Here is a 5,781-nt window from a genome sequence, read left to right on the forward strand (position 1 = left end):
AGGGTCCAGGCATACTGGATGTTGGCCGCTGCCACCATACAGACGATGCCGACGACGATCTGCATCCAGCGCGCGCCCTCGGAAATGGGCGCCTGCGAGCCGCCGGAACCATGAAAAGCTGGGCTCTGGGATTGTGTCGATCCAACCATCATTCCCTCCCGTGGGATTGCGACGCTTTGATACTGGGCATGAGGGTCCCCTTGGGCGGGCGGGGCGGCGTCCGAGCGAGCGTCCGCATCGCCGCGTCATGGGCGGCCTTGTTCCGTGCCGATGTGAGTCATGGTTCGGTGTTGCGCTGGAGAACCGGTCACGCCGTCCCTGCGTGAGTGGCGCTCCAGATACGGCATATGGTATGCCAGACGGAGAATTGTTTGCAACACGAACTTTTATGACGCCGTGCTTTTCATCCGCATTTTTTGGCCCTGCGGATTTCCGCCGGCCGGAACGCAAAAGCCCGCCCCCTTTCGAGGGCGGGCTCACCGGGGTGTCCGGAAAGGCCGTGCGGCGGCGGACGGCTCAGCCGGCGGCGGGACCGGCGCGGAAGGACGCGGAAGCGGCCAGTGCCGCGACGGCCAACGCCAGGGGGACGAAGGACACCCACAGGACCGCATCCCACCCGAAGGCCGACAGAAGCCCCCCGGACGCGAAGGAGCCCAAGGCCATCGTCCCGAACACGATGAAGTCGTTGAGCGACTGCACCTGGGTCTTCTCCTCTGGACGGTGGCATTCCAGAACGAGGGCCGAGGCGCCGAGGAAGCCGAAGTTCCAGCCGACGCCCAGCAGGATCAGGCTCACCCAGAAATGCGCCACGTCCAACCCCATCAACCCCACCACGGCGGAGGCACCGATCAACGCCAGCCCGGCGAAGACCACACCGGGAGCGCCGAAGCGCGCGATCAGCCGCCCGGTGAAGAAGCTCGGGCCATACATCGCGATGACGTGCCACTGCAGGCCGAGGTTGGCCGCCTCCTGCGACAGGCCGCACAGCCGCATCGCCAGGGGCGCCGCCGTCATGATGAAGTTCATGAGCAGGTAGGACACGATCCCGCAAATCACCGCCGTGACGAACCGGGGCTGGCGGACGACGACACCCAGCGGACGCCCGCCGGCGGCCTCCGCCGCCGTGGGCTTCGGCAGCCGGACACCGGCCAGGACGAGCGCGGACAGGGCCGCCACCGCCGCCTGCGCCAGAAAGGTCGCCATGAACAGGTGCGGCGGCCACAGGTCCATGGTGAGGGTGACGAGCTGTGGCCCGATGACTCCGGAGAACACCCCGCCCGCCATCACCGCGGACATGGCCCGCGGGCGCCGTTCGGCCTCGACGCAGTCCGCGGCGGCGAAGCGGAAGGACAGCACCACGGCGGCGTAGGCGCCACCGGGGATCATCGCCGCGCAGAACAGCCAGAAGGAGCCGAGCAGAACCGCCAGGGCGGACAGCAGGCCGACGAGGACGCCGCAGCCCGTCCCCGCCAGGAAGGCGGCGCGCCGTCCGTGACGCCGGGCGATGGAACCGGCAGGTATGGTGCAGACCGCCATGCCGACGACGAAGACGGAGAGCGGCAGCGTCGCCAGTGCCGAGCTGGGCGCCAGCGTGTTGCCGACGATGGCCCCCGTCGCATACACAACCACCGCGTTGGCCCCGGCCAGCGCCTGCGCGGTGGCCAGCCGCAGCACGTTGCCCATCCCCTGTGCAAAGGCCCCCTGCGCAAAGGCCCCCTGCGCAGACGGGCGCTCTGCCTCCGGGCCGGTGCTGGAATTGGTTTCGGCTTGCGTCATGGGCATCCTCAGGCGTGGCGGGGTATCGGCTGGCCCACGCTTAACAACCGCTCGTCATGAACGGAAGTGGTATGTTCTCATGATTCGATGAACAGGAGTCATGGATGCTTGATCGCCAGATCCTCGCGATCCTGCGGGAGGTGGACCGGCTGGGCAGCGTGACCGCCGCCGCCGAACGCCTGAACGTCAGCCAATCGGCGCTGAGCCACACGGTGCGCAAGTTCGAGGAGCGCCATGGAATCGCGATCTGGATGAAGAAGGGGCGCAGCCTCCGCTTCACCCAGGCCGGGGAGCATCTGCTGGCCCTGGCCCAGCGCCTCCTGCCACAGTTCGAGCATGCCGAGCGGGTTCTGGCCGATGTCGCGGCGGGCCGGCGCGGCACGCTGCGCGTGGGAATGGAATGCCATCCCTGCCAGGCGTGGCTGATGCGGATGAGTGCCCCCTACCTCGCGCAATGGCCGGACGTGGATTTCGAGGTCCGCACCGCCTTCCGCTTCGACGGTGTGGCTGCGCTTCTCGACAACGAGATCGACCTCCTCATCACCCCCGACCCCATCGAGTCCACCGGCGTCCTGTTCACGCCGGTCTTCGACTATGAGCTGGTTCTGGTGGTTCATGACGCGCACCCGCTCGCTGCGCGCGGCGCGGCCCAGCCGCAAGATCTTCTCGGCGAGGAATTGATCACCGTCCCGGTCAGCCTGGAGCGGCTCGACATCTACACCCGCTTCCTCGTGCCGGCCCATTGCCGTCCGCGCCACCACAAGACGGTGGAGACGACGGAACTGATGCTTCAGCTTGTCGCCGCCCGGCGCGGGGTCGCCGTTCTTCCGGACTGGCTGGTGCGGGAGGACGGAGCCGGTTTGCCGATCCGCACCGTGCGCCTTGGGACCGGAGGAATCGGCAAGAGCATCCATCTCGGCATCCGCCGCGGAGAGGAGGGTGTGGACTACATCGCCGGCTTCGTGGCGCTCGCGCGACAGATGAGCCTGTAAGAACAATCAAAAAAATGGCCGTGCTGTTTCCAGCACGGCCAGTGTTTCGAGAGGCTCGCATAAATGCGGAGCAACAACCCGCCCGATACAAAGGGTGAAACACCCTGTGCAAAGACAAGATGACCGATCCTATCCGGCTTCACAATGCTTCCTTCCGACCTTTCCACATTGCGGAAACCGCCCATCCTCATGCCGTGTCAAGCAATGGAGGGCGCCCCTCACCGGCACGGATGCTCATTCCGGGCATTCCGGTCCCGGCAAAGGGGCAAGCGATCGTTCAAGACGCGTCGTGACGAAATCGGCGAAGGCGGACAATTCCCGGTCGAAGGCGGCGGCATTGTCCCAGAACGGAGCATGGCCTGCCCTCGGGATGGAGACGGCCTGTTCCAGACCGAGATCGCGAAGGCGCCCTTCCAGCTTTCCCACATTCACCACGCCCTCCGACTCCCCCACGACAAAACGGATGGGCATCGTGCTTTTGCGCAGAAATTCGACCTCATCCATGAGGGTGCCGGCGGAAACATTCTCCATGAGAACGCGGCGGTGCCGTCCATCGGCGGACCGGACGTCGTCGGCGAGAAAGTCCGGAACCGGATGGGGCGATCCCTGGAGGCAGGCGCCGGCCCAGATCGCCGCGTCATGTTCGGAGAAGCATTCCTTTGCCAACAGATTCAGACTGGGCAGAGGGTTGAACATCCCCGCCAGATCGTCCGGTCCCGGCCGTACGGGCACCATTCCAGTCAGAACAAGCCCCGTCACGGTCGGCAGTTGCGCGGCCAGGGCCAACGCGACGTGACCGCCATACGAATGGCCGACCAACAAAGCGGAGGCGATGCCAAGCCGATCCAGATCCCTCCGGATCACACTCGCATGCCCGGAGGGCGTGTAATCAAGGTCCGGCTGATCGGACCGATGCGATCTTCCGTGACCCAGCAGGTCTGGAGCGGCCAATCGGTAATGCTTGGAAAGAGTGCCCTCGAATTGCCGGGCAAAAATGGAACCCGCCATCGAGTTGCCGTGCAACAGCACGATCCATGTCTTCTTCGCCCGCCCCGCGGCGCTTCTGCCTTCGTTCCTGATCGAGTCCAGACGCCAATGGAGACATGTGCCACGGTTCGGCATTGGCAGCCCCATCCCTATCATCCATACTTAGAGCAGGCGCATATGGTGTTGCTTTATCTTCGCCAACGCAAAAAACGCCGGAACGGACAATCCCATGACGTCTTCCCATCGTTTGAATTCGTTGATGGATCTGGTTCAGGAAGCCGCTTTCGAGGATGATCTTCTGCCTCGGATGATGCAGGGCATTGCGAACGAATTCAACGCGGGATTGGCCGCCATACAACAAGACGGCCCGACCCCAGGCTCATCCAGGCTTCTGCATTATTCCGAAATACCGTCAGCCAAAGCAAAAGATTACGAGAATTACTATTCGAAAATAAGCCTCTCAAACATAAACAGAAGACATTTGTCCGTCGGAGACATCTTCACTCAAGAAAGAATGTCAAATTTTGCGGAGCATATACGCAGCGAAGCCTACAATGACTTCTTCGCCCCCCACGGCTGGCATCACCTGATGCACACGACCATCCTCGACACAGCGGAGATGAGCATTGGATTTTTCGTCCGGAGGGCCGACCGGTACGGCGCCTTCGGTCAGGATGATTTCGATAGGTTCCGGGCGTTGTTTCCACACGTCCGCCAGACCATGCGGATGCGTGCCCGGCTTGCGGACGCGGAGGCGCGAACGCGCGGGCTGGAGGCTGTCCTGGACCAACTGTCCTTCGGCGCCGCGATCATCGACCGAACCGGGCGCGTCCGATTCGCCAACCGGAGCGCGAACGCCGTCCTGCACGCAAGGGACGGCCTCGGCCTCACTCGCGAGGGGCGGCTGCAGGCCGCCGCGCGCTCCGAAGCCGCGGCGTTGGACCGGTGCATCGGCGCCGTCGCGAGCGGCGCCACGTCGGAGCGGACGCTGGCGATCTCGCGCCCCTCCGGACGACCTTCCTACGGCTTGGCGGTGTGCCCGCCTCCCCGCGACGGCGGCGCAATCGCGGCCCTGCTCTTCATCACCGATCCGGACTCCCTCCCCCGGCCGACCGGCGAGCTGCTGGGCGCCATCTTCGGTCTGTCACCCGCCGAACAGCGGGTGGCTCTGGCGCTCTGCAGCGGCATGCGGCCGCAGGAGATCGCCTCCGCGCTTGCGCTTTCCGAGAACACCGTCAAGAGCCACCTGAAGGCCGTCTTCCTCAAGTCCGGCACCGACAGCCAAGCCGGCTTCCGTCAAATCGTCGCGACGATGACTCCGCCGCTCACCCCGGGGCGCTGACCAGCCGCTCCCGCCCCGTCATTCAAAAAATTCGCCCCCGGTCACCCGTTCGGGTGATGACCGGCGCGCCGTCCTGTCGGAAAGCTGGAGCGATACGATGCTTCCCGGAACCCTGGTGGAGGGACAGATCCATGCGCTTCGCCCATATTGTTCTTGCCGCTTTGATTCTGGCCGGTTGCCAGACCACCGCCGATTCACCGACCGGAGACCTGCTTACTCCGGAGCAGATCAAGACGGAGTGGTCGGGACGGCCGCTCACGGCGACGTCGATGAACAGCGGCAACAGCTTCTCTGTAACCTTCAAGGCCGATGGAACCAGCGCGCTGTCCAACGCCGCCGGCTTCCAGGATACCGGCACGTGGCGCCTGTCCGAAGCCGGCTACTGCACGGTCTGGCGGACAATTCGGAACGGTGCGGAGGAATGCTTCACGGTCCGCAAATCGGGTTCCGGATATTGGATCTACAAGTTGAACGGGTCGCTGGACACCAAAGCCATCCTGTCCTGATGAAAGGCGAAAGCCTTCCCGGTCAATGCGTTGGCTTTGATCGGGAAGGCTTTGGCGATCATGAGGCACCCGCCACCGACGACGACGAACCCAGCGGCCTGCGCCTTTATCAGCCCTTGAAGACCTTGAGCATGGTGGAACCCAGGCTCGCGGGGCTGTCGGCGACGGCGATGCCGGC

The 5,781-nt window shown here is 64.6% G+C and carries 5 protein-coding genes; 3 read left to right on the forward strand and 2 right to left on the reverse strand.

All coding sequences use genetic code 11. The features are described 5' to 3' along the window. Nucleotides 1–516: 516 nt before the first annotated feature. Nucleotides 517–1,776 carry an MFS transporter gene (locus tag QSG27_RS27285; RefSeq protein WP_306711771.1) on the reverse strand — a complete coding sequence of 420 codons (1,260 nt, stop codon included), beginning with the start codon at nt 1,774–1,776 and terminating at the stop codon, nt 517–519. A 104-nt stretch (nt 1,777–1,880) separates the two neighbouring features. Between QSG27_RS27285 and QSG27_RS27290 the strand changes: the two genes are divergently transcribed. Beyond that, nucleotides 1,881–2,768 (forward strand): LysR family transcriptional regulator, encoded by an 888-nt coding sequence (locus QSG27_RS27290; RefSeq protein WP_306711773.1) that lies wholly within the window; start codon nt 1,881–1,883, stop codon nt 2,766–2,768. Nucleotides 2,769–3,002: 234 nt separating this feature from the next. Here the strand turns inward: QSG27_RS27290 and QSG27_RS27295 are convergent, their stop codons facing one another. Then, entirely contained in the window at nt 3,003–3,890 is an 888-nt protein-coding gene (locus QSG27_RS27295; protein WP_306711775.1) for an alpha/beta fold hydrolase, read from the reverse strand. 94 nt (nt 3,891–3,984) lie between these two features. Between QSG27_RS27295 and QSG27_RS27300 the strand changes: the two genes are divergently transcribed. Both QSG27_RS27300 and QSG27_RS27305 read left to right on the forward strand, forming a co-directional pair. Further along, nucleotides 3,985–5,097, forward strand: coding sequence for a helix-turn-helix transcriptional regulator (locus tag QSG27_RS27300; RefSeq protein ID WP_306711777.1), 1,113 nt, complete (start codon nt 3,985–3,987; stop codon nt 5,095–5,097). Between the two features lie 131 nt (nt 5,098–5,228). Next, entirely contained in the window at nt 5,229–5,603 is a 375-nt protein-coding gene (locus QSG27_RS27305; protein ID WP_306711779.1) for a hypothetical protein, read from the forward strand. Nucleotides 5,604–5,781 lie beyond the last annotated feature (178 nt).

The organism is Azospirillum isscasi (assembly GCF_030849505.1).
Taxonomy (GTDB): Bacteria; Pseudomonadota; Alphaproteobacteria; order Azospirillales; family Azospirillaceae; genus Azospirillum; species Azospirillum isscasi.